General features: G+C 70.0%; 26 protein-coding genes. 12 read left to right on the forward strand and 14 right to left on the reverse strand.

Annotated elements, in window-relative coordinates; genetic code table 11:
- Nucleotides 1-69: 69 nt before the first annotated feature.
- The 6 genes from PK606_RS06950 to PK606_RS06975 all read left to right on the forward strand — a co-directional run bounded on the left by PK606_RS06950 (nt 70) and on the right by PK606_RS06975 (nt 6,239).
- A complete protein-coding gene (locus PK606_RS06950; RefSeq protein WP_324562104.1) occupies nt 70-678 on the forward strand; it encodes a TetR/AcrR family transcriptional regulator in 609 nt (202 codons plus the stop codon).
- Complete coding sequence (locus PK606_RS06955) at nt 675-1,826, forward strand: efflux RND transporter periplasmic adaptor subunit (protein ID WP_324562106.1); 1,152 nt, start codon at nt 675-677, stop codon at nt 1,824-1,826. Before PK606_RS06950 ends, PK606_RS06955 begins: the two co-directional genes overlap by 4 nt.
- Nucleotides 1,823-3,025 (forward strand): ABC transporter permease, encoded by a 1,203-nt coding sequence (locus tag PK606_RS06960; RefSeq protein ID WP_324562108.1) that lies wholly within the window; start codon nt 1,823-1,825, stop codon nt 3,023-3,025. The genes PK606_RS06955 and PK606_RS06960 overlap by 4 nt, the downstream gene beginning before the upstream one ends.
- Before the next feature lies 1 nt (nt 3,026).
- Nucleotides 3,027-3,737 (forward strand): ABC transporter ATP-binding protein, encoded by a 711-nt coding sequence (locus PK606_RS06965; protein ID WP_324562110.1) that lies wholly within the window; start codon nt 3,027-3,029, stop codon nt 3,735-3,737.
- Between the two features lie 112 nt (nt 3,738-3,849).
- The gene (locus PK606_RS06970) at nt 3,850-4,707 is read left to right on the forward strand and encodes an LOG family protein (RefSeq protein WP_324562113.1); all 858 of its coding nucleotides are present in this window, start codon (nt 3,850-3,852) and stop codon (nt 4,705-4,707) included.
- Between the two features lie 47 nt (nt 4,708-4,754).
- Nucleotides 4,755-6,239 (forward strand): efflux transporter outer membrane subunit, encoded by a 1,485-nt coding sequence (locus tag PK606_RS06975; RefSeq protein ID WP_324562116.1) that lies wholly within the window; start codon nt 4,755-4,757, stop codon nt 6,237-6,239.
- A gap of 55 nt (nt 6,240-6,294) precedes the next feature.
- Here the strand turns inward: PK606_RS06975 and PK606_RS06980 are convergent, their stop codons facing one another.
- The 10 genes from PK606_RS06980 to PK606_RS07025 form a co-directional block, all read right to left on the reverse strand.
- A complete protein-coding gene (locus PK606_RS06980; protein WP_324562118.1) occupies nt 6,295-6,498 on the reverse strand; it encodes a YgaP family membrane protein in 204 nt (67 codons plus the stop codon).
- A 50-nt stretch (nt 6,499-6,548) separates the two neighbouring features.
- Nucleotides 6,549-6,896 (reverse strand): hypothetical protein, encoded by a 348-nt coding sequence (locus PK606_RS06985; RefSeq protein ID WP_324562120.1) that lies wholly within the window; start codon nt 6,894-6,896, stop codon nt 6,549-6,551.
- Between the two features lie 31 nt (nt 6,897-6,927).
- Complete coding sequence (locus tag PK606_RS06990) at nt 6,928-8,283, reverse strand: NAD(P)/FAD-dependent oxidoreductase (protein ID WP_324562123.1); 1,356 nt, start codon at nt 8,281-8,283, stop codon at nt 6,928-6,930.
- Complete coding sequence (locus PK606_RS06995; protein ID WP_324562125.1) at nt 8,280-9,044, reverse strand: class I SAM-dependent methyltransferase; 765 nt, start codon at nt 9,042-9,044, stop codon at nt 8,280-8,282. The genes PK606_RS06990 and PK606_RS06995 overlap by 4 nt, the downstream gene beginning before the upstream one ends.
- Nucleotides 9,041-10,186 carry an NAD(P)/FAD-dependent oxidoreductase gene (locus PK606_RS07000; protein ID WP_324562128.1) on the reverse strand — a complete coding sequence of 382 codons (1,146 nt, stop codon included), beginning with the start codon at nt 10,184-10,186 and terminating at the stop codon, nt 9,041-9,043. Before PK606_RS07000 ends, PK606_RS06995 begins: the two co-directional genes overlap by 4 nt.
- Entirely contained in the window at nt 10,183-11,637 is a 1,455-nt protein-coding gene (locus PK606_RS07005; protein WP_324562129.1) for a TolC family protein, read from the reverse strand. Before PK606_RS07005 ends, PK606_RS07000 begins: the two co-directional genes overlap by 4 nt.
- On the reverse strand, nt 11,634-11,990 hold the full coding sequence (locus PK606_RS07010; protein WP_324562132.1) for a carboxymuconolactone decarboxylase family protein: 357 nt from the start codon (nt 11,988-11,990) through the stop codon (nt 11,634-11,636). The genes PK606_RS07005 and PK606_RS07010 overlap by 4 nt, the downstream gene beginning before the upstream one ends.
- A 144-nt stretch (nt 11,991-12,134) precedes the next feature.
- Nucleotides 12,135-12,344 (reverse strand): YgaP family membrane protein, encoded by a 210-nt coding sequence (locus PK606_RS07015; RefSeq protein ID WP_324562134.1) that lies wholly within the window; start codon nt 12,342-12,344, stop codon nt 12,135-12,137.
- A gap of 15 nt (nt 12,345-12,359) precedes the next feature.
- Complete coding sequence (locus tag PK606_RS07020; protein WP_324562137.1) at nt 12,360-15,656, reverse strand: efflux RND transporter permease subunit; 3,297 nt, start codon at nt 15,654-15,656, stop codon at nt 12,360-12,362.
- A gap of 13 nt (nt 15,657-15,669) precedes the next feature.
- The gene (locus PK606_RS07025; RefSeq protein ID WP_324562139.1) at nt 15,670-16,761 is read right to left on the reverse strand and encodes an efflux RND transporter periplasmic adaptor subunit; all 1,092 of its coding nucleotides are present in this window, start codon (nt 16,759-16,761) and stop codon (nt 15,670-15,672) included.
- A 108-nt stretch (nt 16,762-16,869) separates the two neighbouring features.
- Between PK606_RS07025 and PK606_RS07030 the strand changes: the two genes are divergently transcribed.
- Nucleotides 16,870-17,256: an ArsR/SmtB family transcription factor gene (locus PK606_RS07030; RefSeq protein WP_324562141.1), complete on the forward strand. Its 387-nt coding sequence runs from the start codon at nt 16,870-16,872 to the stop codon at nt 17,254-17,256.
- 23 nt (nt 17,257-17,279) lie between these two features.
- Here the strand turns inward: PK606_RS07030 and PK606_RS07035 are convergent, their stop codons facing one another.
- On the reverse strand, nt 17,280-17,729 hold the full coding sequence (locus PK606_RS07035; protein WP_324562145.1) for a universal stress protein: 450 nt from the start codon (nt 17,727-17,729) through the stop codon (nt 17,280-17,282).
- 111 nt (nt 17,730-17,840) lie between these two features.
- The gene (locus PK606_RS07040; RefSeq protein ID WP_324562147.1) at nt 17,841-18,578 is read right to left on the reverse strand and encodes a 2OG-Fe dioxygenase family protein; all 738 of its coding nucleotides are present in this window, start codon (nt 18,576-18,578) and stop codon (nt 17,841-17,843) included.
- Between the two features lie 124 nt (nt 18,579-18,702).
- Between PK606_RS07040 and PK606_RS07045 the strand changes: the two genes are divergently transcribed.
- The 4 genes from PK606_RS07045 to PK606_RS07060 all read left to right on the forward strand — a co-directional run bounded on the left by PK606_RS07045 (nt 18,703) and on the right by PK606_RS07060 (nt 21,327).
- Nucleotides 18,703-19,341, forward strand: coding sequence for a hypothetical protein (locus PK606_RS07045; protein ID WP_324562149.1), 639 nt, complete (start codon nt 18,703-18,705; stop codon nt 19,339-19,341).
- Nucleotides 19,342-19,348: 7 nt separating this feature from the next.
- Nucleotides 19,349-20,059: a DUF502 domain-containing protein gene (locus PK606_RS07050; RefSeq protein WP_324562152.1), complete on the forward strand. Its 711-nt coding sequence runs from the start codon at nt 19,349-19,351 to the stop codon at nt 20,057-20,059.
- Between the two features lie 123 nt (nt 20,060-20,182).
- On the forward strand, nt 20,183-20,317 hold the full coding sequence (locus PK606_RS07055; RefSeq protein ID WP_324562154.1) for a DUF3149 domain-containing protein: 135 nt from the start codon (nt 20,183-20,185) through the stop codon (nt 20,315-20,317).
- Between the two features lie 8 nt (nt 20,318-20,325).
- Entirely contained in the window at nt 20,326-21,327 is a 1,002-nt protein-coding gene (locus tag PK606_RS07060; protein WP_324562156.1) for a glycerophosphodiester phosphodiesterase, read from the forward strand.
- Between the two features lie 161 nt (nt 21,328-21,488).
- On the opposite strand, the gene PK606_RS07065 is transcribed toward PK606_RS07060, so the two are convergent.
- Together PK606_RS07065 and PK606_RS07070 are read right to left on the reverse strand one after the other, a co-directional pair.
- Entirely contained in the window at nt 21,489-21,827 is a 339-nt protein-coding gene (locus tag PK606_RS07065; protein ID WP_324562157.1) for a P-II family nitrogen regulator, read from the reverse strand.
- Between the two features lie 19 nt (nt 21,828-21,846).
- On the reverse strand, nt 21,847-23,511 hold the full coding sequence (locus PK606_RS07070) for an NAD+ synthase (protein ID WP_324562159.1): 1,665 nt from the start codon (nt 23,509-23,511) through the stop codon (nt 21,847-21,849).
- 5 nt (nt 23,512-23,516) lie between these two features.
- Between PK606_RS07070 and PK606_RS07075 the strand changes: the two genes are divergently transcribed.
- The coding region (locus PK606_RS07075; protein ID WP_324562161.1) for a GNAT family N-acetyltransferase at nt 23,517-24,675 on the forward strand (1,159 nt) is incomplete at its 3' end.

Here is a 24,675-nt window from a genome sequence, read left to right on the forward strand (position 1 = left end):
CAAGGTTTTTCACCGGCATCGGACTCTCGGATAAGATAGTAATCAATTACTATCTCACGACCCCATCCGATGAACCAGCTTCCCAAGCACCTGCCCGCCGAGGAGCGGCGCGCCGCCACCGTCGAGGCGGTGGTCGCCTTGGCGGCCGAGCAGAACCCGAGCGACATCACCACCGCCGCCATCGCGCAGCGCATGGGCCTGACGCAGGGCGCGCTGTTCCGCCACTTCCCGAGCAAGGACGCGATCCTGCAGGCGGTCATGTCCTGGGCGTCGGAGCGCCTGCTGGCGCGCATCGATGCCGCGATCCACGACGCCGCCTCGCCGGTTGCCGCGCTGGAGGCGGTGTTCATGACGCACATCGATTTCATCGCCCAGCACCCGGGCGTGCCGCGCATGCTGTTCAGCGAGCTGCAGCGCCCCACCGAGACCCTGCCCCGCCGCATGGTGCAGACCCTGGTCGAGCACTACCGCGAGCGCCTGCAGCGCCTGCTCGCGGCCGGTCAGGCGCTGGACGAGCTGGATACCGGACTCGACACGCAGGCCGCCGCGACGCTGTTCGTCGGCACCGTCCAGGGCCTGGTCATGCAGTCGCTGCTGGCCGGCAGCGTGCGCCACCTGCGGCGCGACGCCGCCGCCGTGTTCGCGATCTACCTGCGCGGCATCCGGAGCGTGCGATGAAGCGGCCCCGTCTGCAAGGCCGCACCCTGGCGCTGATCGCCGTCATCATTCCGCTGGCACTGCTGTTCGTCTACACCGTGCTGCGCTCCGGTCCGCTGGCGCCGGTGGCGGTGACGACGACCACCGTGCAGACACGCGCGCTGGCGCCGGCGCTGTCGGGCATCGGCACGGTGCAGGCGCGCTTCACCTACAAGATCGGCCCGACCTTCGCCGGCCGGCTCAAGCGCCTGGACGTGAGCGTGGGCGACAGCGTCGCCGCCGGGCAGCTGCTGGGCGAGATGGATCCGGTCGACCTGGACGAGCGCCTGCGCGCCCAGCAGGCCGGCATCAAGGGCGCCGAGGCGGCGCTGCGGCAGGCCGAGGCCAAGCAGGCCTATGCGCGCACCCAGGCGCAGCGCTACCAGCAGCTGTTCGCGGTGCAGGGCAGCAGCGAGGAGACGCTGGTGACCAAGCAGCAGGAACTGGCCGTCGCCGACGCCGCACTGGCGGCGGCGCGCGAAGACGTCGGCCGCCTGCGCGCCGAGTCGCAGGCACTGCGCGCACAGCGCAGCAACCTCGGTCTGCGCACGCCGGTGGCCGGCCTGGTGGTGCTGCGCCACGCCGATCCCGGCACCACGGTGGTGGCCGGTCAGGCGGTGGTGGAGGTGATCGACCCGGCCAGCCTGTGGATCGACACCCGTTTCGACCAGATCAGCGCCGAAGGACTGACCAATGGCCTGCCGGCCCAGGTGCTGATGCGCTCGCGCCGCGGCCAGGCGCTGCCGGCGCAGGTGCTGCGCATCGAGCCGCTGGCCGACGCCGTGACCGAGGAGATGCTGGCCAAGATCGTGTTCGACAGCACGCCGACGCCGCTGCCGCCGGTGGGCGAGCTGGCCGAGGTGACGGTGCTGCTGCCGGCCCTGCCCGACGCGCCGACGATTCCGAACGCCGCCATCCGCACCTTCGAAGGCCAGCGCGGCGTCTGGAAGCTGGCCGATGGCGAACTCGCCTTCGCCCCCGTCAAGCTCGGGCGCGCCGACCTCGACGGCAACGTGCAGGTGACGCAGGGCCTGGCGGCGGATGATCGCGTCGTGGTCCACAGCGAGAAGGCGCTCAGCGCACGCAGCCGCATCCAGGTGGTCGAGCGCATCGCCGGGGTGGCGCCATGATCAGCCTGGCCGGGCGTGACATCCTGCACGCCTGGGGCAAGTTCATCTTCACCGGCTTCGGGCTCGGCCTGCTGATCGGCGTCACGCTGACCATGGCCGGGCTCTACCGCGGCATGGTGGAGGACGGCAAGGTGCTGCTCGACAACAGCGGCGCCGACCTGTGGGTGGTGCAGCAGGGCACGCTGGGCCCCTACGCCGAATCTTCCGGCGTGCCGGACGACCTGTGGCGCAGCATCCGCACCATGCCCGGCGTGGCGCAGACCGCCAACGTCACCTACCTGACCATGCAGGTCGGGCGCGGGCAGCGCGACGTGCGCGCCATGGTGGTCGGCATCACGGCCGGCCAGCCCGGCGATCCCGGCTGGCCGCCGCAGCTGGTCGGCGGACGCCAGATCACGCGCGGCCACTACGAGGCGGTGGCGGATCTGGCCAGCGGCTTCCAGCTCGGCGACGTGCTGCGCATCCGGCGCAACCAGTACACCGTGGTCGGGCTGACGCGCCGCATGGTGTCGTCCAGCGGCGACCCGATGGTGTTCATCCCGCTCAAGGACGCGCAGGAAGCGCAGTTCCTCAAGGACAACGACGCCATCCTGATGCAGCGCCGCCGCACCGAGACCAACCCGGCCTTCAACCGCCCCGGCGTGCCGGGCCTGCTCGACGCCGTGGTCGCCTCGCAGACCAGCAACAGCCAGGTCAACGCGGTGCTGGTGCGACTGCGGCCGGGCGTCACGCCGCAGGAGGTGGCCGATCCGATCCGGCGCTGGAAGCGCATGACGGTGTACGACCGCGCGCAGATGGAGGAGATCCTGGTCGGCAAGCTGATCGCCACCTCGGCACGCCAGATCGGCATGTTCCTAGCGATCCTGTCGGTGGTCAGCGCCGCTATCGTGGCCTTCATCATCTACACGCTGACCATGGACAAGATCCGCGAGATCGCGGTGCTCAAGCTGATTGGCACGCGCAACCGCACCATCGCCTGGATGATCCTGCAGCAGGCGCTGGTGCTGGGCGTGATCGGCTTCGTGGTCGGCAAGATCAGCGCCACTTTCGCGGCACCGGTGTTCCCCAAGTACGTGCTGCTGGTGCCGGGCGACACCGTGATCGGCTTCTTTGCCGTGCTGACGATCTGCGTGCTGGCCAGCCTGGTGGCGATCCGCATGGCGCTGAAGGTCGATCCGGCCGAAGCCATAGGTGGTTGAGATGGACCAGAAAGGCATCCGCATCGAAGGCCTGTGCAAGCGCTACGGCAGCGGCGACACCGCGGTCGACGCGCTCAAGAACGTCAACATGCAGGTCGCGCCGGGCGAGGTGGTGGGGCTGATCGGGCCGTCGGGTTCGGGCAAGAGCACCCTGCTCAAGTGCCTGGGCGCGGTGATCGACCCGTCCGGCGGCCGCATGGTGCTGGGCGACACGGTGATCTACGACGGCGGCTGGAAGGTCCACGACCTGCGTGCGCTGCGGCGCGACAAGATCGGCTTCGTGTTCCAGGCACCCTACCTGATCCCGTTCCTCGACGTCACCGACAACGTCGCGCTGCTGCCGATGCTGGCCGGGGCGTCGAATGCCGAGTCGCGCCAGCGCGCGCTCGAGCTGCTGACCGCGCTCGACGTGCAGCACCGCGCCAAGGCCATGCCCTCGCAGCTCTCGGGCGGCGAGCAGCAGCGCGTGGCGATCGCGCGCGGCCTGGTGAACCGCCCGCCGGTGATCCTGGCCGACGAGCCCACCGCCCCGCTCGATTCCGAGCGCGCCATGGCGGTGATCCGCATTCTCAACGACATGGCGCGGCGCTTCGAGACCGCCATCATCGTCGTCACCCACGACGAGAAGATCATCCCGACCTTCAAGCGCATCTACCACATCCGCGACGGCGTCACGCACGAGGAAGCCGGCGAAGGGCGCACGTTCGACTGAGGCGGCACATGGAGAGCCAGGCGAAGCGTCCCCACAGAAACCCCGATACAGCACGCGGCTTGGAAAGCCTGCGCGCATGGCGCACGCCGATCAAGCCAGGAGCAGGCAGACCATGAGACCGTCTCCCGATCCGGCCGAACGCCTGCGGCGCATCCACGAATCGCCCGCCTACCGCCTGGCCTATGAAGACACCGAGTTGCTGAACCAGGACGGACTGCGGCCGCTGCGCCTGCAGCTCGAACTGCTCAAGCCCGAGCGCGTGCTGGACCAGGAAGGCGTGCATTCGACCGTGGTGGTATTCGGCAGCGCCCGGGTCAGCGACACCGAGACCGCACGCGCTCGGCTGACCGCACTGGAACAGCATGCCGGCGACACGCCCGCCGCCGCCCAGGCCGCGCACCTGGCACGCGCCCGCGTGCGGCAGGCACAGCACTACGAACAGGCACGCCGCTTCGCACACCTGATCTCGGCGCGCTTCCAGCAGCAGCAGCGGCGCGAGTTCGTCGTCGTCACCGGCGGCGGGCCCGGCATCATGGAAGCGGCCAACCGGGGTGCCTTCGAGGCCGGCGCGCGCTCGGTCGGGCTCAACATCACGCTGCCACAGGAACAGGGGCCGAACTCCTACATCAGCCCCGAACTGGCGTTCCGCTTCCACTACTTCGCCATCCGCAAGATGCACTTCCTGCGGCGCGCGCGCGGACTGGTGGCGTTTCCGGGCGGCTACGGCACGCTGGACGAGCTGTTCGAGGTGCTGACCCTGATCCAGACCGGCAAGATGCCGGCGATCCCGGTGGTGCTGGTCGGGCGCGCGTTCTGGCGCCGCCTGATCGACTTCGAGCATCTGGTCGACGAGGGCTACATCGCGCCCGCCGACCTGGACCTGTTTTCCATCGTCGACGAGGCCGAGGAAGTGATCGCGGCGCTCGAGCGCTTCCATGCGGCGCACATGGCCGAGCAACTGCCGCGCTGAGCATGACCAGGGCATCGCGGCTTTCCCGCCCAGGCAAAGGAGCCATCATGAACAAGACCCGGCACACCGCCATCCGCGCCAGAGGCTTGCTGTCGGTGCTGGCCATCGCTTCGCTCGCGGCCTGCACCGCGGGCCCCGACTTCAGGCGCCCGGCAGCGCCGGACGTGTCGGCCTACACCAGCACCGCCCTGCCCGCGCAGACCGTGGCGGCCGAGGGCCTGCTGGGTCAGGCGCAGCATTTCCAGCCCGGCGCTGTGGTCGATCGGCAGTGGTGGCGTGCGCTCGGCTCGGCCGAACTCGATGACTGGATCGCCCAGGCCCTGGCCGCCAGCCCGAACCTGGCGGCGGCGCGGGCCACACTGCGCCAGGCCGAGGAGCTGCACTCGGCACGCGCCGGCTCGACTCTGTACTCGCAGATCGAAGCCAGCGCCGGCGCCGGGCGCCAGCGCGTCACGCCGAGCGCGCAGGGGCTACCCGGCGATGCGCGCGAGTACAGCCTCTACAACGCCGGCATCGGCATCAGCTACCGGCTCGACCTGGCAGGCGCCAACCGGCGCGCGCTGGAGACCCTGGCGGCGCGCACCGAGTACCGCGCGCACGAACTGGCCGGCGCGCAGCTGAGCCTGGCGGCCCGCATCACCAGCGCCGCCATCACGCGCGCTCGGCTGGCGGGCCAGATTGAGGCGGTCGAATCGCTGGTCAAGGCGCAGGACGAGCAGCTCGCCCTGACCCGGCAGCGCGTGCGCCTGGGTCAGCTCGCGCCGGTCGAGGTGCCGGCGCTGCAGGCGCAGCTGGAGCAGACGCGCGCGCGCCTGCCCACACTGCGCAAGCAGATGGAGCAAAGCGAGCACCTGCTGGCGGTGCTGGCCGGCCAGCCACCGGGCGTGGCCCGCGCACCAGCCTTCACGCTCGACAAGTTCCGGCTGCCGACCGAACTGCCGCTCACGCTGCCGTCCGAACTGGTGCGCCAGCGCCCCGACATCCTGGCCGCCGAGGCGCTGGTGCACGCGGCCAATGCGGAGTACGGAGTGGCGGTCGCCAGGCTGTACCCGCAGCTCACGCTGAGCGCCAGCCTGGGATCGCAGGCGCTCAGCGCGGGGGCCTTGTTCGGCGGGGGTTCGGCGGTGTGGGCACTGGTCGGGCAGCTGACGCAGCCGCTGTTCAACCCCGGCCTGCCGGCGGAAAAGCGCGCCGCGCTGGCCGCCTTCGATGCCGCAGCGGCCAACTACCAGGTGGTGGTGCTCGGTGCGCTGCAGGAGGTGGCCGACAGCCTGCGTGCGCTCGACCACGACGCACAGGCGCTGGCCGCGCTGGCGACGGCGGACGCGGCAGCGCAGACCTCGCTGGCCTCGGTGCAGCGCCAGCACGCGCTGGGCGCCGCCAGCTACGTGCAGCTGCTGGTCGCCCGGCAGCAGGCCGAGAGCAACCGCAGCGAACTGATCGCCGCGCGCGCGCAGCGGCTCACCGACAGCGCCGCGCTGCTGCAGGCGCTCGGGGGCGGCCAGGCTGGCACGGCGGCGCGATCGTCCTAGCGCGGCGTACCGGCCACGGCTCCGGCCGCGCGGTGGCGGCCGGTTGCCGCCTCGATCAGGACTCGCTCTTGCCGTGCAGCGGGCAGGTGTTCATGCCCAGCAGCGAATAGGCCGGGCAGACGCGGAACAGGCCGGTGGCCAGCGGGATCACGCCCAGCCAGCCCCACCAGCCGACGGTGCCGGTGGCGGCCAGGGCGATCAGCACCAGGCCGACCACGATGCGCAGGATGCGGTCGATGCCGCCAACGTTGATTTTCATGACATGGCTCCTTGGGTTGCGAGTTGCAGATTGAACAACAGGTGTCCGGCTCAGGCAGTCTGACGCGATTTGCTGATCCAGGTCAGCAGCGGCCAGGCGAACAGCGTGCCCGCCACCGCCCAGGCGACCGCGATGCCCAGCAGGTTGGCCCAGTCGACCCAGTACTTCATCTCGCCCAGGCCGGACTTATTCCAGATCGGCGTGACGAAGAAGATGACCACGCCGACCAGCACGCCAAGCGTGATCGCCTTCGGCAGGCAGGTGCTCCAGCCGCCGGCGCGCCCACCGCGGGCCAGCATCAGCAGCAGCAGCCACAGCACCGCCAGCGCCAGCAGCCAGGGCCAGATCGACAGCGCGATTTCGTACACGATAACCAGCATCAACCAGATTTCATACATGTTGGTGTCTCCTTGTCCAGTGCCGCGTTGATCAGACCAGGCCCTTGAGCACGCCGATATAGGCGGGCTTGAGCAGCCGGTACTTCATGAACCAGGCCATGAAGCTCTCCTGCAGCGGCTCGATCATCGGCAGCGAGGGTGTCAGCTTGCCGTCGTAGTCGAACTCGATCAGCATCGCCGAGCCCTCGCGCACGATCAGCGGGCACGAGGTGTAGCCGTCGAACTTCTGGTCAGGCGTCTGGCCGGCGACCACGCGCGCCAGGTTGTGCGCCACCAGCGGCGCGCTCTTCTTCACCGTGGCAGCGGTTTTGCCGCGCGGCGTGCCGTTGATGTCGCCGACGCCGAACACGTTCGCAAAGCGCTTGTGCTGCAGCGTGTCCTTGTCGACCTCGAGCCAGCCGCCGCCGGCCATCGGGCCTTCCTTGGCCGACAGCTCGCTGTTCTTCACCACGTCGGGCGCGCGCATCGGCGGCACCACGTGCAGGAAGTCGTAATCCACCGTCGTGCGCTCGCCCTCAGGCGAGGCGAACACGGCCTTGCGCGCGCCCAGGTCGACCGCCACCAGCTTCTGCAGGTAGTGGGTGTTGATGCCCAGGTCCTTCCAGCGTGCCAGCACGTTGTCGTTGACGACCTTGACGCCGAACACGGTGTCTGCCGGCAGGCCGGTGTAGAAATCCACCTTCGATTGGCCCATGGTGCCGGCCTGGCGCAGGCGGTCGGCGACCATGAAGGTCATCTTCAGCGGCGCGCCGGCGCACTTGAGCGCGCCGGTCGGCAGCGTCATCACCGCCTGGCCGCCCTTGGCGCGGAAGGCGTCCATGGCCTGCCAGGTCGCCAGCGCCGCCTCGGGGCTGAAGTACACGCTGCCCAGGCCGTTCTGGCCGATCGCCTTCACGTCCATGCCCTCGATCTGGGCGTAATCGAGTTGCAGGCCGGTGGCCACGACCAGGTAGTCGTAGTCGATCTTCTGGCCGCCGGTGGTCGTCACGCTGTTGCCGGCGGGGTCGAACGAGGCCACCATCTCCTGCACCCACTCGATGCCGGCTGGCTGGAACTCGGCATTGCGGTTGCGCACCTTCTCGATCGGCCACACGCCGGTGGCGACCAGGGTGTAGCCGGGCTGGTAGTTGTGTTCCTGCTTGGCGTCGACGATGGTGATCTTCGCCTCGGGCAGCAGCGCGCGCAGCCGGCTGGCCACGGCGATGCCGCCGAGGCCGCTGCCGGCGATCACGATGCGCGCCTTGCTGGACGACGCGGCCTGCCCTTGCGCACGCGCGGCGGGCGCCGCCTGCAGCGCGCCGACGGCCAGCGGCGCCGCGCCCAGCGTGCGCAGCAGATCACGGCGTGACGGGCGCGTGGCCCGCGCCGGATCGGTTCGATTGGTCATGTCTCTCTCCTTTGGCTTGACGTTGAAAGCGAACCGCCCGACCTGCGCAACAGGCGGACGAACATGGGGCGGGTGAAGTGGGCGCCCCCGGGACCCACATGGGCTTCGAAACGCACGCGCACGCGCTGGCGCAGATCGCCGCCGAGGTGGCGCTCGGCGTACGTCACGTCCAGCATGCGGCGCTCGAAATCGGCGAAGTCGGCGTAGTGCACCGGCACCTCGAAGTGCAGCTCGGCGACGCGCTCCCAGCCGTCGACGGCGAGCGCGCGATCCAGCGCCGCCTGCGCCGCAGCGCGCACCTCGCCCTCGTCGTTGAACAGGCGCGTGATCTCGTTCAGCGCACCGGCGTACACCGGCTCCGACACGTACAGGTGCGCGCCGGGCTTGAGCACGCGTCGGATCTCGGCCAGCGCGCGGTCCATCCGCGCCATCGGGACGTGGTGCAGCGACTTCAGCATCAGCGCCAGGTCGAAGGCTTCATCCGGCAGCGGGATCGCCTCGGCGCCGGCGGCAATGAAGCGCAGCCGCTCGGCCGGTGCCGCCAGGTTCTTGGCGTGCTGCACGGCATCGACCTCGAGCCCGGTCGCCTGCGCGTCGGGAAAGCGCCGCAGCAGATCACGCAGCAACCGCGCGCCACCGCAGCCGAGTTCGATCACCTGCTGGCGGCCCAGCGGCACCAGTTCGTTCAGGATCACGAGTTCGTCGCGTTCGACGCGCTGGCTTCGCAACCGGGTCGAGGTAGTGCCGGTCGCCGCGCTCATCGGTATTGCCTCAGGTAGCGCTGCTCGAAGGCGCGCTTGGTCCAGTGCATGGCGCGCATGGGCGGCAGCACCAGCTGCCGCTGCGGATTGCGGAACACCAGCGTGCCCTCGTCCAGCGCGTCGATGATGCACATCAGCTCGACCTTGAAGCCGTGCACGGGCGTCGCGCCGGCCAGCTCGGCCAGCAGGTTGCGCGCCGCCGCCTCGGCCTGCAGGTCCGCCATGTGCGCCTGCTTGGGCATCCAGTCGGGGCCGGGGAAGCTGCCGCTGTCGCCGACCACGTAGACGCGCTCGAACCCGGCCACGCGGCACTGCGCGTCAGCCTGGATCAGGCCGCCCGGCGAGCGCGGCAGGCTGGACTGCTCCAGCCAGGCGGGTCCCGTCAGCCCGGGCATGAACAGGATCAGGTCGACCGCGAACTCGCCGCCTTCGGTGACCACCTTGTTGGCCTCGAAACGCAGCGGCTTGTGGCCCAGCCGGGTTTCGATGCCTTGCCGGCGCATGCGCTCGAGCAGGCGCGCCACCGCCTTGGCGCCCAGGCGTGCACCGGGCTCGCGCGAGCCGTTGAAGAACACCAGCTTGAAGCGCTCGCGCCGGCCTTCGCGCCGCAGCTGGCGGTCGATGCCGAACAGGAACTCGAACATCGGTCCGCCGCGCACGGCCGAAGGCTCGTTGGGGTTGGCGCCGAAGCCGACCGCGATGGTGCCGCTCTCGATGGCGCGCAGGCGGTCGCGGATGCGTTCGGCGGCGTCGATGCCCTCGCACGGCGTGATGGCGTGCTCGATGCCCGGCAGCTTCTTGATGAAGCGGCCGCCGCTGGCGATCACCAGCGCATCGTTGGCGATGTCACCAGCGCTGGAGTGCACGGTGCGCCCGTCGGCCGACAGGCCGGTCACGCTGGCGGCACGGAACTGCACCTTCATGCGCTCGAAGAAGGGCTCCAGCGGCACCACCAGGTCGGCGCGCGAGCGCAGGCCGCTCGGAATCCAGATCGTGCCCGGCAGGTAGTGCAGTTCGGGGCGCGGCGCCAGCAGCGTGATCGGTGCGGTGCAGCCGTGCCGGCGCAGCAGGCGCACGCTGGACAGCGCGCCGAAGCCGGCGCCCAGCACGACGATCCGCGCGGACGAGCCCGGTGTGTTCATTGGCGATCCGCCTTCTGCTGGCGCGGCGCACCTGGCGCCGCCGACGCGGCTTGCGAGCCCTGCGCGGCAGACACGGTCGGCGCCGCCGGCGCTGCCAGCGTGGCGTTGACCTGCATCAGCAGGTCCTCATCCAGCCGGTCCGCCAGCGCCGCCAGACGCAGCCGCGTCAGCACCTGGTCACTGCGCGCCTGGGCCAGCGCCAGCGTCGCCTGCGCGTGGTCGTTCTCGGCGTTCAGTAGGTCGAGCGTGGTGCGGTCGCCGACCTCGCGGCCGACCCGTGTGGCGTCCAGCCGCGCCGCGCTCGCCACCAGGCCTTGCTGCAGCGCCACGATGCGGGCGCTGCCCGCCTCCAGCCCCTGCCAGGCGGCGCGCACCTGTTGCGTAACTTCCTCACGCGCGGCCTCGAGTTCGGCCTGCGCCTTGTTCAGACGCTCGGCAGCCTCGCGCTCCTGCGCCTGCCGCATGCCGCCGGTGTAGAGCGGGATGTTTACCTGCACCCCGACCATGCCGTTGAGCTGGCGGTTGCGCGCCGAGCCGAAGTCGCCGCTGCCGGCGATGCGCTCGTGCCCGGCCTGCGCGATCAGGTCGACGGTGGCGCTGCCGGCGGCGCCGCGCTCGCGCAGCTTCTGCCGCGCCACGTCGACGGCTTGCGCCAGCATGCGCAGGCGCGGGTTGTCGGCCTCGGCGGCCAGCAACCAGGACGGCAGCGTGTCGGCGGCCGCCAGCGGGCGCGCCGGCAGCTGCGCACTGGGTTGCGCCAGGCCGCTGCTGTCGGCCAGCGCCTGGCGCTGGATACCGGCATCCAGCTCGGCCGCGGACTGCTGCGCCCGCACGCCAGCCAGCGCGGCGTCGGCCTCGTGGGTGTCGGTGACGGGCGAGGCGCCGAGCTGGAAGCGATCGTGCGCCTCGGTGCGGGCGCTGCCGACGGCGCGCGCCTGGCGCTCGATCACGCGCACCCGCTCCTCGGCCAGCGCCAGCGCGAAGTAGCGCTCGGCGGTGCGCAGCATCAACTCGGTCTGGGCGCCGCGCCAGGCGGTCTCGCCCATGTCGGCGCCCAGCCGCAGCTGTGCCTGCTGTGCATCGCGCGCGGCGTTCACCAACGGCTGCTGCGCCACGATGCCGACGCGCGTGGACAGGCCGGCGTTGACCGAGGTGGCAAAGCGCGCCTCGTCGATCTCACCCATGCCGGGCGCGGAGAAGCGGGCGCCGCGCATCGCGGTTTCCTGGGTGCCGAGGCCGGCCGCCAGGCTGAGCCCCACGTTCGGGCGCCACAGCGCGTCGGCCTGCTCGCGCAGCGTCTGGCTGGCTCCGTGCTCGGCGCGCGCCACCGCCAGCTTGCGGTCGTGCTGCGACGCCGCGCGCCAAACGCCGAGCAGGTCCTGCGCCCAAGCGTCCGCCGGCAGCAGCGCCGCCGAAATGGCGCAGGCCAGGGCCAGACTGCGCAGCCTCATGCCGGTGCCTGCTCGCCGCCGAATTCCTCGTAGGCGGCAATCGCCGCGGCGGCATACATCAGCGAAGGGCCGCCGCCCATGTAGACGCACATGCCGAGCATCTCCTCGACCTCGGCACGGGTGGCGCCGAACTTGACCAGCGCCTTGGCGTGGTAGCCGATGCAGGGGTCGCAGCGCGCCGCCACCGACAACGCCATGGCGATCAGCTCCTTGGTCTTCTCGTCCAGCACGCCGGCCTTGCCGGCCGCCTGCGCCATGGCATTGAAGCCCTGCATGACCTCGGGAATGCCCTTGCGCAGCTTGGCAGTGTTGCTGCCGGTGTCGGCGATGATGTTCTTGTAGCTCTTGCTCACGATGTCTTTCTCTCTCTTGATCGAACGCACGGGAAGAAAACGAACGCCTGGCCCGTTCGCCGCACCAGCGCATCAGACGCCGGGCATCGCGCCCAGGCCCGTCGATTGGGGCTTCTAGCCAAGCCCGGTCGCGACCGCTGTGGCTCAGTTACCGGCGCGGAAGCCCAGCTTGCGCATGATGTTCTCCATCAGGCACCACTTGCTGAAGCCGCTCTGAAGGAAGTTGGCGCCGACGAAGGCGGTGAACCAGAGCCAGTTCATCGAATGGAAGATCGGGCTGCCGGGCACGCCGAGCGCCAGCGACAGCAGGATGAAGGTGCCGCCGATCATGCGGGTGATTTGCCATGAGGTCATGCTGATTGCTCCTTTTCAAGTGGCTGCCTGTGCAACCGGGGTGATCGCCGGCGCCTGACGGGATTCATGCGCGCGGCGGTATGCGATGTAGTAGAGGATGGGGATGACCACCAGCGTCAGCACGGTGGACACCAGGATGCCGAAGATCAGCGCGATCGCCAGACCGTTGAAGATCGGGTCGTCGAGGATGAACAGGGCGCCGATCATGGCCGCCAGCGCCGTCAGCGCAATCGGCTGGGCGCGCGTGATGGCGCTCTGCACGATGGCGCGCTTGAACGGCACGCCCTCGGCCTCCTGCAGGTGGATGAAGTCGACCAGCAGGATCGAGTTGCGCACGATGATGCCGGCCAGCGCGATCATGCCGATCATGCTGGTGGCGGTGAACTGCGCGCCCAGCAGCGCGTGCCCCGGCATGACGCCGATCACGGTGAGCGGGATCGGCGCCATGATGATCAGCGGCGTGAGGTACGAGCCGAAATGCGCCACCACCAGCAGGTAGATCAGGATCAGGCCCACGGCGTAGGCCGCGCCCATGTCGCGGAAGGTCTCGTAGGTGATCTGCCACTCGCCGTCCCACTTGAGCGCGTAGCCGGCGTAGGGGTTGGACGGCTGCGTGATGAAGTACTCGTCGATTGGGCCGCCATCGGGGCCCTTCAGCTCGGCCAGCTTGCTGCGCATCTGGAACATGCCGTAGAGCGGGCTGTCCATGTCGCCCTTCCTGGTGCCGGCCATGTCGCCGACGACGAACACCACGGGCAGCAGATCCTTGCGGTAGATCGGCTGCTCGCGCAGCGTGTCGCTCACCGTCACCAGCTCGCGGATCGGCACCGCCGCGCCTGTGCTGCTGCGCACCGTGAGCTGCTGCAGCGTATCGACGCTGCCGTGCAGTTCGGCCGGCAGCTGGATCAGCGCCGGCACGGCGTAGCGGCTGGCGTCGTGCAGATAGGTGGCGGCGTCGCCCGACAGACCCATGCGCAGCGTGCTGGCGATCGCCTGCTGCGTCACGCCGAGTTGCGCGGCCTTGCTGCGGTCGACCAGCAGCAGCGTCTTGGGCGCTGATGTGATGGTGGAATCGTCGACGTCGACCACGCCCGGCGTGGCCTCGAACACCGCACGCACGGCCTTGGCGACCTGGCGCCGCCCGGCTTCGTCCGGGCCGTAGACCTCAGCCACGATGGGTGCCAGCACCGGCGGGCCGGGCGGCACCTCGACCACCTTCACGTTGGCGCCGAAGCGCTGGCCGATCTCGTGCAGCGCCGGGCGCACGCGCATGGCGATCAGATGGCTCTGGTCCTTGCGGTGCGCCTTGTCGACCAGGTTGACCTGGATGTCGCCCACCTCGCCGCCGGCGCGCAGGTCGTACTGCCGCACCAGGCCGTTGAAGTTGATGGGCGAGGCGGTGCCGGCGTAGGCCTGGTAGTGCAGCACCTCGGGCACGGTGGCCAGATGCGCGCCCAGCGCTCTCAGAACCGCAGCATTCTTCTCCACTGGTGTGCCCGCCGGCATGTCCACGATGACCTGGAACTCGCTCTTGTTGTCGAACGGCAGCATCTTCAGCACCACCAACCCAACCACGGGCAGCGCGACGGACACCACGATGAGCCCGGCCACCACCAGCCCCAGCAGGCCGCGGTTGCGGCCACCGCGCTCCTCGTCGAGCAGCGGGCGGAAGATGCGCTCGAACAGTGGCGCCAGCTTGCCTGCCAGTCCATGCCCGGCGGCCTTGCCATCGTCATTCTGGTGCGTCGCCTTCATCCACAGCCGCGCCAGCCAGGGCGTGACGACGAAAGCGATTGCCAGCGACAGCAGCATGCCCATGCTGGCGTTGATGGGGATGGGGCTCATGTAAGGCCCCATCAGCCCGCTGACGAAAGCCATGGGCAACAGCGCCGCGATGACGGTGAAGGTGGCCAGGATGGTGGGGCCGCCCACTTCGTCCACAGCGCCTGGAATGATCTCGCGCAGTGTCTTGCCGGGGAACAGTTGCTGGTGGCGGTGGATGTTCTCCACCACCACGATGGCGTCGTCCACCAGGATGCCGATGGAGAAGATCAGCGCGAACAGCGACACGCGGTTGAGCGTGAAGCCCCAGGCCCACGACGCGAACAGCGTCACCGTCAGCGTCAGGATCACCGCCGTGCCGACGATGGCCGCCTCGCGCCGGCCCAGCGCGAAGAACACCAGCGCCACCACCGCGAAAGTGGCGAACAGCAGCTTCTTGATCAGCGTGGTGGCCTTGTCGTTGGCCGTCTCGCCGTAGTTGCGCGTGGTACTGACCTGCACGTCGGCGGGGATCACGGTGTTGTGCAACTCATCCACGCGCTGCATCACGGCGTTGGCCACGTCGATGGCGTTCTCGCCCGGCTTTTTGGTGACGGCCAGCGTGACGGCGGCGTGCTCGGTCACGCGCGCTGTGCCTTCATCGCGCTGCACCTCGCCGTGCCACACATAGCGCTCGGCCGGCGGCGCGCCTTCGCGCACGCTGGCCACTTCGCGCAGGTACACCGGCTTGCCGCCGCGGCTGGCCAGCACCAGCTCGGCCACGTCCTGCGCGCTGTGCAGGTAGGGACCCGTTTCGATGGCGATGGCCTGGTTGCCCTGCAACACGTCGCCCACCGGCAGGCCCATGTTGGCCGACTGCAGCGCGCCGCGCACTTCGTGCAGCGTCAGGCCGACGGCGGCCAGGCGCGTGGGATCGACCTCGACCATCACCGCGCGGCCGGGGCCGCCCACGGTCTTCACCTCGCGCGTGCCGGGCACGCGCTTGATCTCGGCCTCGACGCTGCGCGCCACGCGCTCGAGGTCGAACGCACTGGTGCCCTCGCGCGTGCTGTGCAGCGTCAGCGCGACGATGGGCACGTCGTCCACGCCCTTGGGCTTGATGATGGGCTGCAGCACGCCCAGGCCCTGGGGCAGCCAGTCGGCATTGGCGCCCACGGTGTCGTACAGGCGCACCACCGCCGCCTGGCGCGGCACGCCGACTTTGAACTGCACCGTGACCACCGCCACGCCCGGACGCGACACGCTCATCACGTGTTCCACGCCCGTCATCTGCGACAACACCTGCTCGGCCGGCGTGGCTACCATGGCCTCCACGTCCTTCGCGCTGGCGCCGGGGAACGGCACGATCACGTTGGCCATGGTGACGTCGATCTGCGGCTCCTCCTCGCGCGGCGTCACCAGCACGGCGAACAGGCCGAGCAGGAAGGCCACCAGCGCCAGCAGCGGCGTGATCTGCGCGCCCTGGAAGTAGGCCGCGATGCGGCCCGAGATACCCATGCGCGGCGACGGGTTCAGGCTGTGGTCCTGCATGTCCCGCATCGGCTCAATGGCTCCCCGCCACGGCGCGCGTGGCGGCCTGCGGATCGGTGATCAGCTGCTCGCCCGCGTCCAGCCCCGACAGCACCTCGACCTGCTCGCCCTGCACCGGCCCCAGGCGCAGCTGGCGCAGCTGCGGCCGCTGGTCGGCGCCCAGCACGTAGGCGGCTGTCACCTCGGCACGCCGCACCACCGCCGCCGCCGGAATGAACAGGCGCCTGCCCTGCCCCGCGTCGACCGTGGGCGCCACCAGCTGCAGGCGTGCGAACTGGCCCGGCGCCGCCGTGGTGCCGGCCGGCAGCTCGGCGCGCACCTGCTGCGTCAGCGACTGCGGATCCACCGTCGGCAGCACCTGCACCCGCGCCGGCGTGATCGCTGCGGCCACACCCGACAGCAGCACCTGCGCGCCGCCGGTGCCGCCTTTGAGCGCGCTGGCCGGCACATGGGCGGCCACGCGCAGCTCGGCCGGGTCGTACACGGTCAGCAGCGGCCGGCCCGGCATCGCCATGTCGCCGCGCTCCACCGTGAGCTGCGACACCACGCCGTCGAACGGCGCCCTGACGACGTGAAAGCCCGTCTGCGTGCGCGCCGCGCCGGCCTGCGCTGCCTGCGCATTGAGCTGCGCCTGGGCGGCGCGGTACTGGCTCTCGGCCTGCTCCAGCGCGCCCTGGCTGATGTAGCTCTTCTGGGCCAGCGCGCGCTTGCGCGCCAGCTCGGTGGCGGCGACGTCGAGCGCGGCGCGGGCCGCGGCCACCTGCGCGCTGCTGGCGGCGGCGCTCTGCTCGGCGGCGCGGGCGTCGATGCGCAGCAGCACCTGGCCGGCGCGCACCGTGTCGCCGGCGCGCACGTTGAGCTCCAGCACCGCACCCGGCACCTGGGCCGCGATCACGGCCTGGCGCAAGGCCTCGACCTGGCCGTCGTAGCTGGCGACGCGCGCAGCCTGGCCGGGCTGCACCGCGATCACCGGCAATTCCGCCACTCGCACGGGCGCGCTCAGGGCCAGCGTCGCCAGCAGCAGGCCCAGACCGGCGCCGACGGACCGGCGCACACCGCAGCCCGAATGTGAAGTCGTCACGAAGGACTTGATTTCCTGATCCATTACACTATTATTTGCGCAATCATGCAAATACGCAATAGCGTAACTACAACAAATTTGCCGATGCCCGTTAGACTGGCGGCAGGCCCCACCGTACCGGAGTGTTCGTTCTTGAACTCGCTGACCCACCTGCCCCCTGCCGCGCTGGATCATGTCGCGCAGTATTTCCGCACCTTGTCGGAACCGACGCGGTTGCGCATCCTGAACGTGCTGGGCACCGGGGAGTTGAGCGTCGGCGACATCGCCGAGCGGGTCGATTCCAGTGTCGCCAACGTCTCGCGGCACCTGGCGCAGATGGCGCGGCACGGCCTGGTGGCGCGCGCGACCCAGGGCAACAGCGCGCTCTACCGGATTGCCGATCCGGCGGTGAATGAATTGTGCGACCTGGTCTGCGGCAGCATCGCCAAGCGACTGGAGCAGATCGCCGACGAGCGCGCCGCCTTCGGCGGCAGCGCGCCGGCCGGCTCAGGCGGTGCGCGCAGCAGCGCCCGCCGCTAAGGGCGGGCGAGCCGGACCGGCTTTCAGCCCGCTTCGGGGGCCCGCACCACCAGCGTGGTGATCTTGGTGTGCGACAGCACGCTTTGCGCCACGCTGCCCAGCACCAGTTTTTCCAGCCCACGGCGGCCGTGCGAGCCGATCACGATCAGGTCGGCGCCGATCGTCTCGGCAGCCTCCAGCACCCCACGCCAGACCGTGTGCGACTCGACCACGCGGGTTTCCGACTCGATGCCTTCGTGGTGCAGGCGTTGGCTGGCGGCATCGATGGCCGCGGCGGCCTCGGCCTTGGCCGCCGCCAGGTACTGGTCCTGCCCGTAGGCGAAATCGGCGCCGACGCCGGTGAACGGGTAGGGGTCGATCACGTAGATCGCCGTGATCTTGCTGCCGAAGGCGCGGGCCAGGCCAGCCGCCTTCTCGATCGCCGCCAACGAGGTCGGCGAGCCATCGACGGGAACCAGAATGTGCTTGAACATGGGTAGCGCTCCTTCCTTGCGGGTTGTCACGGTCGATTGTGCACTGGCCGACCTGCCGCAGCCAGCAGCACGCAGGAGCCGACCGAATCCAGCACGCGCATCCGCGCCGGCTCAGCCGTCAGGATCGAGAAAACCGCCGGCACGCAGGGTCACCACCAGGGTGTCGCGGTGACCGTGGCCATCGACCTCGGCGGGCTGGATCGGCGTCGATTCATGGATCACGCGCGTGTCGTCCATCAGCAGCACCGACCAGGGTTCGCGCAGCGTGAAGCGCTGGCCCCGCGGGCCGTCGATCTCGAACACCCGCGTTTCGCCGCCCTTGATGGCATGGCGCCCGACCAAGAACACCGCCACCAGGTCGACGCCATCGCGGTGCGCGCCCTCGGGCGTCGGCCGCCCGATGCCGCCCGCGGTGTCGATGCGGAACTGGTGCGCCTCGCCGTACCAGGGCTGCTCGCTCTTCAGCGCCTCGGCCACGCCGGCCAGCCAGCGCAGCAGCGCCAGCCAGTCGGGCCGCGTGGTGGTCGCTGGCGCCACCGGCTCGAACCAGCGCTCCATGCCGCCATGCAGCGCGTTGTAGTCCAGCGGCTGCCAGTGCGCCCGATGCGGCACGGCACGCAGCACGCCGGCTTCGGCGATGAAGGACGCGTGGCGCCGGAAACGGTAGCGACCGCCGTCCTTCAGGTACCCGTCCGGTGGCAGGTCGTTCCAGTCGCGCGCCAGTTCGGCAAGCGCAGCGGCATCGACACCCGCCAGCGCGCGCACCGTGGCGGCATCCAGCACGGCGAAGCCCTGGGTTTGCAGCAGGGGCAGCAACTGGTCGGCGCGAGCCAGGGGCGGCGAGAACATGGTGGCGAAAAACGGCGTAGAAAATCCGAGCATAGCGGCGGCGCCGATCACGCACCGGCGACGCCGGCATCGATGTTGGCGACAATCGCGCCGTCGGTGCCTCGTCGCGCCCGCACTGCACCGCATGGAACTGCTCGCCCCCGTCACCGTCGCCGGCACGCTCGCTGTCGCGCTGAGCTTCCGGCCCTGGCGCCTGCTGGGCAACAGCGGCCTGATCTCGCCCCTGCTGGCGGCGCTGGTCATCACACCCTGGCTCTGGGCCCTGCCCTGGCTGCACCGCATGCCGGTGCAGCTGCAGCTGTCGGGCGCCTGCCTGATCGGCCTGGCGCTGGGCTGGCCGCTGGCGATTCCGGTGCTGTGCCTGATCGCCGTGCTGGCCGGGCTGATCGCCTCCGTCGGCTGGCAGCAGCAGGCCGACATGGCGCTGTGGCTGGGCGTGGTGCCGGTCACGCTGTCGTTCCTGCTCGGCATGGCGCTGCGCCGCTGGGTCTGGAAGCACCTGTTCGTCTACATCCTGGGCCGCGCCTTCCTCGGCACCGTGGTCTGCATGTTCATCAGCGGCGCGCTGGCGCAGCGGCTGGGGCACAACCTGGCGGCGGCGATCGACCCGGACCTGGCCATGGTGGCACGCTGGCTGATGGCCTGGGGCGACGCCGTGCTGACCGGCATGATGGCAGCGATCTGCGTGGCGTTCCGGCCGCACTGGCTGGCCACCTGGTCGGACCGGATCTACATCCGCCAGCCACACGACGCGGCACAATGAGCCCCAGATGAGCACCAAGAAGCCGAAGCGCTTCCAGCCCCTGCGCCCCCTGCTGACCGGCCTGCTGGCGCTGCTGCCGCTGGCGGCGACCATCGTGCTGCTGGCCTGGGCCTGGAAGCTGGCGGCCGGCTGGCTCGGCCCGAGCAGCATGCTGGGCAGCCTGCTGACCGGCATCGGCCTGGGCGTGGCGGCCGAATCGGTGCTGACCGGCTACCTGCTGGGCCTGCTGGTGATCGTCGCCGTGGTGTACGGCTTCGGCCTGCTGGTCGAAACCGGCCTGCAGCGCGGGCTGGATCGCGCGCTGCAGGCGCTGATGCAGCGCATCCCGGTGGTGCGCACCGTGTACGACGTGATGCAGCGCCTGGTCGGCCTGGTCAGCAAGCCGCGCGAGGACGGCCTGAAGTCGATGAGTCCGGTGTGGCTGTATTTCGGCGGCCCGCCGGCTGAGGGTGCTGAAGCCGCCACCACCGTGGTGCTGGGCCTGCTGACCACGCACGAACCGGTGCTGCTGGGCGGCCAAGCCTTCCACGGCGTGCTGCTGCCGACCGCACCGGTGCCGGTGGGCGGCGGCCTGCTGTTCGTGCCGGCGCACTGGGTGGTGCCGGCCGATGTCGGCATCGAGGGCGTGACCAGCATCTACGTCTCGATGGGCGTCACCGCCGGCCAGTACCTGGGCGACAAGGCCAAGCCGGCCGATAGCGCGCCGCGCAGTGTCTGAATCGCCCCACGGCCGCTCCATGGCAATCGCGGCCCTGCAAGGCATTCTTGAGCCGGATCAAGAAACTGCCTCCGAGTTAAGCCATACTGCTTGCATGGACATTAACCAGGAAGGACCTGCACCATGAAGCTCTGGCAAGACCTGTTCGGCACCGACTACGGCCTGATGAGCATCGCCGGCATCATCTTCATGATCCTGATGGCGATCTGGTTCGTCAGTTTCTTCATCCGCAAGTCGGCGCAGCCGCCGCAGGAATAAGCGGCGGCATGCACGGGCGCGGCGGCGCCATGAGCATGGCGCCAGCCGTGCGCAGCATGTTCGGTGCCCTGCTGCTGACCTGGGCGGGCCTGGCATCGGCGTTCGATCTGCAAGGCCACCGCGGCGCGCGCGGCCTGGCGCCGGAGAACACGCTGACCGGCTTCGAACGCGCGCTGGCGATCGGCGTCGACACGCTGGAACTCGACATCGCCCTCAGCGCCGACGGCGTGCCGGTGATCGTGCACGACCCGTTCCTGCCACCCGACATGACGCGCGACGCCAGCGGCGAATGGCTGGCGGCACCGACACCGCTGATCCGCCGGCTCACGCTGGCCGAGTTGCAGGCCTACGACCTGGGGCGCGCCCGCGCCGGCAGCGCCACGGCCCGCAGCTTCCCGCAGCAGCAGGCGCGCGACGGCGAACGCCTGCCGACGCTGGCACAGCTGTTCGAGCGCGTCCGGGTGCTGGGCGCCGGGCAGCTGCGCTTCAACATCGAGACCAAGCTCAACCCCGATCGGCCGCAGGACACGGCTGCGCCGCAGGAATTCATCAACGCCATCCTGGCCGTCGTGCGCCAGGCCGGCATGGAGCGGCGCGTGACGCTCCAAAGCTTCGACTGGCGCACGCTGCAACTGGCACAGCAGCAGGCGCCCGCGATCCCGACCGCCTACCTGACGATCAAGTCACGCAACGCCGACAACACCGCGGCTCCGGCATGGACGGCCGGCCTGCAGCGCGAGGATCACGCCTCGGTGCCGCACATGGTGAAGGCTGCCGGCGGCGCCATCTGGTCACCCAACCACGCCAGCCTCGACGAAGCCGCCGTGCGGCAGGCGCAGCAACTGGGCCTGCGCGTGATTCCCTGGACCGTGAACGAGGCGGCCGACATGCGCCGGCTGATCGGCTGGCGCGTCGACGGGCTCATCACCGACTACCCGGACCGTGCACGCGCCGTCATGCAGGCCAGCGGCATCGATCTACCGTCGCCGGTCAAGGCGTCGGGGCACTAAACCAAAAGGCCGCGGAGCAGGCCAGGCCAGTGAACGCCGCGGACGGACCTGCGCCGGCCGCTGGCGTTGTCCCCCTTCCCGCGAAGCACAGCGCAGCGAGAGAAGGGGGAAGGCGCGTCAGCGCCTCAGGGGGATGCCCTTCTCTCAGGGGGATGCCCTTCTTATACCGCCGCGTCGCCCTCCTCGCCGGTGCGGATACGCACCACGCGCTCGACCGGCGAAACGAAGATCTTGCCGTCGCCGATCTTGCCGGTGCGCGCCGACTTGATGATGGCATCGACGCAACGCTCGACGTCACCATCGGGCACCACCACCTCGATCTTCACCTTGGGCAGGAAGTCGACCACGTACTCGGCACCACGGTACAGCTCGGTGTGACCCTTCTGGCGGCCGAAGCCCTTGACCTCGGTCACCGTCAGGCCGGTCACGCCGACCTCGGCCAGGCCCTCACGCACCTCCTCCAGCTTGAAGGGTTTGATGACGGCGGTGATCTGTTTCATGCATTGCTCCTCGGAGTGTTCAGGCCCGGAATCGGTTGGTCATAGGATAACGCCAGTCCTTGCCAAATCCGCGATGGCTGACGCGCGTGCCCTCGGCCGACTGGCGGCGCTTGTACTCGTTGATCTTGATCAGGCGCGTGACGAGTTCCACGTCCTCGGGCCGGAACCCCGCGGCCACCAGATCAGCCACGCCGGCGTCATTTTCCACGTAGCGCTCGATGATGGCGTCGAGCACCGCGTAGGGCGGCAGGCTGTCCTGGTCGGTCTGGCCGGCGCGCAGTTCGGCGCTCGGCGGGCGCGTGATGATGCGCTCGGGAATCGGGTTGGCCACCGTGCCATAGGGGTCGTGCGCGTTGCGCCAGCGCGCCAGTTCGAACACCCGGGTCTTGAGCACGTCCTTGATCGGCGCGAAGCCGCCGCACATGTCGCCATACAGCGTGCTGTAGCCGACCGCGTACTCGCTCTTGTTGCCGCAGGCCAGCACCAGGTGGCCGTGCTTGTTCGACAGCGCCATCAGCATGATGCCGCGGATGCGCGCCTGGATGTTCTCCTCGGTGCTGTCCTCGGGCTTGCCCGCGAACAGCGGCTTCAGCGACGCCTTGAAGCTCTCGAACTCAGGCCGGATCGTGATCTCGTCGTAGTGCACGCCCGTGCGCCGCGCCATCTCGCGCGCGTCCTCGACGCTGATGCCGGCCGTGTAGGGGCTGGGCATCATCACGGCGTGCACCTTGTCGGCGCCGAGCGCGTCGACGGCCAGCGCCAGCACCAGCGCCGAATCGATGCCGCCCGACAGGCCCAGCGCCACGGTCTTGAAGCCATTCTTGCCGGCGTAGTCGCGCAGGCCCAGCACCAGCGCATCCCATAGGTCGGCGTCGTTGTCGCGCGCTGGCGCAGTCTCGGCATGCAGCGCGATGGCGTCACCGGTACGCCGGGCCTCGACGAAGAACAGCTGCTCGACGAAGCTCGGCGCGCGCCCTGCCAATTTCGCGTCGGCATCGACGGCGAACGACTGGCCCTCGAACACCACCTCGTCCTGGCCACCGACCAGGTGCGCGTAGACCAGCGGCAGCCCGACCGCCTTGACGCGCTCGATCATCATGGCCTCGCGCTCGTAGCCCTTGCCGACGTGGAACGGCGACGCGTTGATCACCGCCAGCAGTTCGGCGCCGGCGTCCTTGGCCAGCTGCGCCGGCTCCTCGAACCAGGCGTCCTCGCAGATCAGCAGGCCGACGCTGACGCCCTCCACCTGGAACACGCAGGTGCCCTGTCCCGGGGTGAAATAGCGCCGCTCGTCGAACACCTGGTAGTTGGGCAGCAGGCGCTTGGCGTAGTTCTCGATCACGCGGCCGTCACGGATCACGCTGGCCGAATTGGTGCGCTGGCTCACCGACACGCTCCGGCCACGCTCGCCTCGTCCCACGGGGTGCCCGACCACGATCGCCATGCCGGCCAACCCCGCTGTTTCATGGGCGACGGTTTTCACGGCATCATCGCAGGCGGCGATGAAGGACGGACGCAGGAACAGGTCTTCACAGATGTACGCGCAGATCGACAGCTCGGGCGTCAGCAGCAGGCGCGCGCCCCCGGCGTACGCGGTGCGGGCGGCGCCGATGATCTTGCGCGCGTTGCCCGGCATGTCGCCGACGACGAAGTTGAACTGCGCGACAGCGATCTTGAGAGTCATTGGACATGTTGGTGAGCGATACCGGCAAGCATGGTAACCGCCTGCACGCGCAATGCGTTGATTCGCCGTTGGCCGTCGAGGCCGCGGCCTGGAACGCACTGCTGGCGCGCCAGCGCGCGCCGACGCCCTTCATGCGGCACGAGTACCTGGCGGCACTGCATGAGAGCGGCAGCGCCGTGCCGGCCACCGGCTGGAGCCCGCGCTTCCAGCTGCTATGGGATGGCGACGAACTTGCCGCTGCCTGCCCGCTGTACCTGAAAAGCCACTCCTACGGTGAATACGTGTTCGACTGGGCCTGGGCCAACGCCTACGCCGAGCACGGCCTCGCCTACTACCCCAAGGCGCTGCTCGCGGTGCCGTTCACGCCGGTGCCGGGCGCGCGCCTGCTGGCGCGCGATGCGGCGGCACGCCAGGCGCTTCTGCGCAGCGTGATCGACTGGTGCGACGAACAGCGGTTGTCCTCGCTGCATGTGCTGTACGGCGACGACGACGACCTCGCCACCTGCGATGCGGCCGGCCTGATGCGGCGCCACCAGGTTCAGTTCCACTGGAAGAATCATGCGCCCCCACGCTCCCCTGCTGCGCGTGGTGCGCTGCCCCCCGAGGGGGCCCGCCCGCCTTGGGACGGCCCGGCGGCGGGCAATGCACCCCCACGCTCCCCCGCTGCGCGTGGTGCGCTGCCCCCCGAGGGGACCCGCCCGCCTTGGGACGGCCCGGCGGCGGGCGACGCGCCCCCGACCAGCAGCACGGCGTTCACGGACTTCGACGACTTCCTCAGCTCGCTGACGCAGGACAAGCGCAAGAAGATCCGCCAGGAGCGGCGCAAGGTGCGCGATGCCGGCGTGCGCTTCCGCTGGGCGCGCGGAGCCGACATCGCGCCCGAGGACTGGGCGTTCTTCTACCGCTGCTACGAACGCACCTACCTCGAGCACGGCAACGCACCCTACCTCAAGCCGCCGTTTTTCGGTGCCATGGCGCGACACATGGCGCAGGACTGGGTGCTGTTCATCGCCGAGCACGGAGGCCAGCCGGTCGCCGCCAGCCTGATCGCCGTCGGCGAGCCGCTGCCGGACGGCTCAGGCGCAGTCGCCTATGGCCGCTACTGGGGCGCGCTGGCGCGCGTCGACAGCCTGCATTTCGAGGCCTGCTACTACCAGCCGATCG

This window comes from Ottowia sp. (assembly GCF_035444425.1).
In the GTDB taxonomy this organism is placed as follows: domain Bacteria; phylum Pseudomonadota; class Gammaproteobacteria; order Burkholderiales; family Burkholderiaceae_C; genus Ottowia.

Bases quoted from the DNA above. Each gene is read 5' to 3' on its own strand.
- PK606_RS07050 (WP_324562152.1), top strand. From the start codon at position 19,349: ATGAGCACCAAGAAGCCGAAGCGCTTCCAGCCCCTGCGCCCCCTGCTG.
- PK606_RS07070 (WP_324562159.1), bottom strand. From the start codon at position 23,511: ATGACTCTCAAGATCGCTGTCGCGCAGTTCAACTTCGTCGTCGGCGAC.
- PK606_RS07060 (WP_324562156.1), top strand. From the start codon at position 20,326: ATGCACGGGCGCGGCGGCGCCATGAGCATGGCGCCAGCCGTGCGCAGC.
- PK606_RS07045 (WP_324562149.1), top strand. From the start codon at position 18,703: ATGGAACTGCTCGCCCCCGTCACCGTCGCCGGCACGCTCGCTGTCGCG.
- PK606_RS07025 (WP_324562139.1), bottom strand. From the start codon at position 16,761: ATGGATCAGGAAATCAAGTCCTTCGTGACGACTTCACATTCGGGCTGC.
- PK606_RS06950 (WP_324562104.1), top strand. From the start codon at position 70: ATGAACCAGCTTCCCAAGCACCTGCCCGCCGAGGAGCGGCGCGCCGCC.
- PK606_RS07020 (WP_324562137.1), bottom strand. From the start codon at position 15,656: ATGCAGGACCACAGCCTGAACCCGTCGCCGCGCATGGGTATCTCGGGC.
- PK606_RS06980 (WP_324562118.1), bottom strand. From the start codon at position 6,498: ATGAAAATCAACGTTGGCGGCATCGACCGCATCCTGCGCATCGTGGTC.
- PK606_RS07005 (WP_324562129.1), bottom strand. From the start codon at position 11,637: ATGAGGCTGCGCAGTCTGGCCCTGGCCTGCGCCATTTCGGCGGCGCTG.
- PK606_RS06955 (WP_324562106.1), top strand. From the start codon at position 675: ATGAAGCGGCCCCGTCTGCAAGGCCGCACCCTGGCGCTGATCGCCGTC.
- PK606_RS07040 (WP_324562147.1), bottom strand. From the start codon at position 18,578: ATGTTCTCGCCGCCCCTGGCTCGCGCCGACCAGTTGCTGCCCCTGCTG.
- PK606_RS07035 (WP_324562145.1), bottom strand. From the start codon at position 17,729: ATGTTCAAGCACATTCTGGTTCCCGTCGATGGCTCGCCGACCTCGTTG.
- PK606_RS06970 (WP_324562113.1), top strand. From the start codon at position 3,850: ATGAGACCGTCTCCCGATCCGGCCGAACGCCTGCGGCGCATCCACGAA.
- PK606_RS06985 (WP_324562120.1), bottom strand. From the start codon at position 6,896: ATGTATGAAATCTGGTTGATGCTGGTTATCGTGTACGAAATCGCGCTG.
- PK606_RS07065 (WP_324562157.1), bottom strand. From the start codon at position 21,827: ATGAAACAGATCACCGCCGTCATCAAACCCTTCAAGCTGGAGGAGGTG.
- PK606_RS06990 (WP_324562123.1), bottom strand. From the start codon at position 8,283: ATGACCAATCGAACCGATCCGGCGCGGGCCACGCGCCCGTCACGCCGT.
- PK606_RS06975 (WP_324562116.1), top strand. From the start codon at position 4,755: ATGAACAAGACCCGGCACACCGCCATCCGCGCCAGAGGCTTGCTGTCG.
- PK606_RS06960 (WP_324562108.1), top strand. From the start codon at position 1,823: ATGATCAGCCTGGCCGGGCGTGACATCCTGCACGCCTGGGGCAAGTTC.
- PK606_RS06965 (WP_324562110.1), top strand. From the start codon at position 3,027: ATGGACCAGAAAGGCATCCGCATCGAAGGCCTGTGCAAGCGCTACGGC.
- PK606_RS07015 (WP_324562134.1), bottom strand. From the start codon at position 12,344: ATGACCTCATGGCAAATCACCCGCATGATCGGCGGCACCTTCATCCTG.
- PK606_RS07055 (WP_324562154.1), top strand. From the start codon at position 20,183: ATGAAGCTCTGGCAAGACCTGTTCGGCACCGACTACGGCCTGATGAGC.
- PK606_RS07000 (WP_324562128.1), bottom strand. From the start codon at position 10,186: ATGAACACACCGGGCTCGTCCGCGCGGATCGTCGTGCTGGGCGCCGGC.
- PK606_RS06995 (WP_324562125.1), bottom strand. From the start codon at position 9,044: ATGAGCGCGGCGACCGGCACTACCTCGACCCGGTTGCGAAGCCAGCGC.